At 65.2% G+C, this 2,359-nt stretch carries 4 protein-coding genes; all 4 read left to right on the top strand.

Annotated features, from left to right (window positions below; genetic code table 11):
- Positions 1-241: hypothetical protein (locus tag ACTQX9_RS09435; protein WP_441541372.1), on the top strand; the 241-nt coding region annotated here is incomplete at its 5' end.
- A gap of 189 nt (positions 242-430) precedes the next feature.
- Complete coding sequence (locus ACTQX9_RS09430) at positions 431-613, top strand: hypothetical protein (RefSeq protein WP_441393995.1); 183 nt, start codon at positions 431-433, stop codon at positions 611-613.
- A gap of 3 nt (positions 614-616) precedes the next feature.
- On the top strand, positions 617-2,068 hold the full coding sequence (locus ACTQX9_RS09425) for a hypothetical protein (protein ID WP_441031761.1): 1,452 nt from the start codon (positions 617-619) through the stop codon (positions 2,066-2,068).
- Positions 2,055-2,359 (top strand): hypothetical protein (locus tag ACTQX9_RS09420; protein ID WP_441541370.1); only part of this gene is annotated, 305 nt, incomplete at its 3' end. The genes ACTQX9_RS09425 and ACTQX9_RS09420, both read left to right, overlap by 14 nt.

Below are 2,359 nucleotides of genomic sequence, written 5' to 3'. Positions count from 1 at the left end.
GTTCACGGATCTGTCCCCCACGGCGAAGCGTATCGTCGCCGCCGCGTGGATGAACCGTGGCAAACCACTGACCGAGGATGCTCGGCTCACCTCCGCCGACCGGGGGCGGATCGGCAAGATCATGGACGAGGAAGGCTTCGAGGTGCTGCAGGACATCCTCGCCACCACCGACGAGCTCCGTGCGGAGAATAGGCGACTCCGCCGCCGCCTAGCCGACGTTCAACGCGGACTGGTGGGCTGACCGGTGCTGATAGTCTAAGCGTGAGCTACATTCACCCATCATCAGAGGAAGTGACCCCCTATGGCCCACGTCATCATCATCGTGTGCGCCGCACTGCTCGGCGCTCGCATCACCCGGCTAATCACGGCTGACCAGATATTCCAGCCATTCCGAGACTTCGTCCTCCGCCGGTGGGGAGTCGAGTCCCAAGTGACGTACTTCGTCCACTGCCCCTGGTGCGTCGGCGTGTGGGTCGCGATCATCCTCGCCGTCGTCGCGTGGCTCACCGTCCCCGGCGACTGGCCCGTCACCGCGTGGTGGGGCATCCCCGGCATGGCCGCAGGTATGTCGTGGCTCAACGGGTTCACCGCCTACACCGCTAAGGGGGAGTAAGCCGTGGGCATCCTGAACAGTCTCACCGCATCGGTGAAGAAAATGGAAGTCGGAGTGCCGCAAAGCAACAGCAGCGGGTTTCAGGACGATAAGAAAAAGACCGCGTGGCAGGCCGAAGCCTGGGAGATGTATAACACCGTCGGCGAGCTATCGGCGGTGTGTCAGTGGATCGGATCATCCGCCGCCCGGGTGGGCTTGTACGCCGCGGATGTGGACCCCGACACTGGGCGTACCAACTCCCCGTCGGATAACCGCCTGGCTCGGCAGATCGTCCGCGATATCGGCGGCGGTGCGGAGGGAACAGCGGAGCTGCTGCGCCACGCAGCGACGTTGCTCACCGTCGTTGGCGAGTTCTACATCGCGATCATCACCGACGACAACACGGGCGAGGAACAGTGGTTGGTGATCCCCACGAATCACGTGTCGAAAACGATCCGTGGCGAGTGGGAGATCAAGCTGGGCGAGAAGAAGCACATCATCAACGACGACACCGAGTCGTTGTTCAAAGTGTGGATCAAGTCCCCGAACGAGCCGACGGAATCGCGGTCGTCGGTGCGGGCGGCTCTTCCGGTGCTTCGTGAGATCAGGGCGATGGATCGGATCATCGCGGCTGCTGCTCGGTCGCGCGTGTCGGGTAACGGCATTCTGATTGTCCCCGCCGAAGCGGAGCTCCCCCGCCGCCGACCGCCCCGCGCCGCCGACGCGCCGGGGCTTCCCCCACGCCCGGCCATGCCGACCCAAGAGGACGACGCGACCTCGTTCTCGAAGAGTCTTTACACAACAATGAAGTCGGCGCAGGACGACCCGGACTCGCCCGCCGCTGTGACCCCTATCGTGGTGAAGGTTCCGTCGGAGCACGCGGCGCAGTTCCGTCACTTGACGTTGGACACCGGTATCGAAGCGAAGGCGGTGGACACGCGGGAGCGGGCGATCCGCCGCCTAGCGTTGTCGTTGGATGTGCCCCCGGAGGTGCTGCTCGGCATGGGCGACTCGACGCACTGGAACGCTGGCCTGGTGGACGAGTCGGCGCTGCGGCAGCACATTAGCCCGCTTGTGGAGGTCATTTGCGACAGTCTCACCGAGTCGGTGCTGCGCCCGTTCATGCCGGAGGGCGAAGCGGGGAGTGTCGCGGTCGCGGCGGATATGTCCGCGTTGGCGCAGAAGCAGGATAAATCGCAGGCCGCATTGGATGCGTTCGACCGTGGCGTGTTGTCCGCTGCCGCGCTCCGCCGGGAACTCGGGTTCAGCGAGGACGACGCGGACGACAAGGACTCGGATGTGGCTCGCCGCGCCCTGGCGGAACGGTTGGTGACGAAGGCACCGTCGTTGTTCCCCTACCTCGCGGAGGTGCTGGGTTTCACCCTCCCGCAGAACGTGTTGGACCGTCCGATTAGCTCGAATGTTGGTGCCCCGCTGCGGGCCGTTACGGCGGGGGGTGATCATGGTGGCGCGTAGTCGTTTCAGCGCGGAGCCGAACCGGGGGACTGACGAGCTCGTCGGTATCGTCACCGCTGCTGTGAAGGAGTGGATCGCCACGGTCCGGGAGGATGTGGATATGATCACCGCAGCCGGTGAGGAATGGGCTGGGGAGGTGACGGTGAACGTTATGCCCGCGCTGGGTGCGGAGTTCATCGCCACGGCGGCGGCGGACGCGCCGAACACGGGGTTCGTGTCCCCGGACGTGGCTATCCCCTGGCCGTCGGGTGTGTCCGGCCCGGCGACGGTCGCTGACCTTCTCGCGGAGTT

The sequence above is a fragment of the Collinsella sp. LCP19S3_F2 genome, from assembly GCF_052121015.1.
Classification (GTDB): domain Bacteria; phylum Actinomycetota; class Coriobacteriia; order Coriobacteriales; family Coriobacteriaceae; genus Collinsella.
The sequence above is the reverse complement of the archived record's forward strand: the minus strand, read 5'-3'. Positions and strand labels throughout refer to the sequence as shown.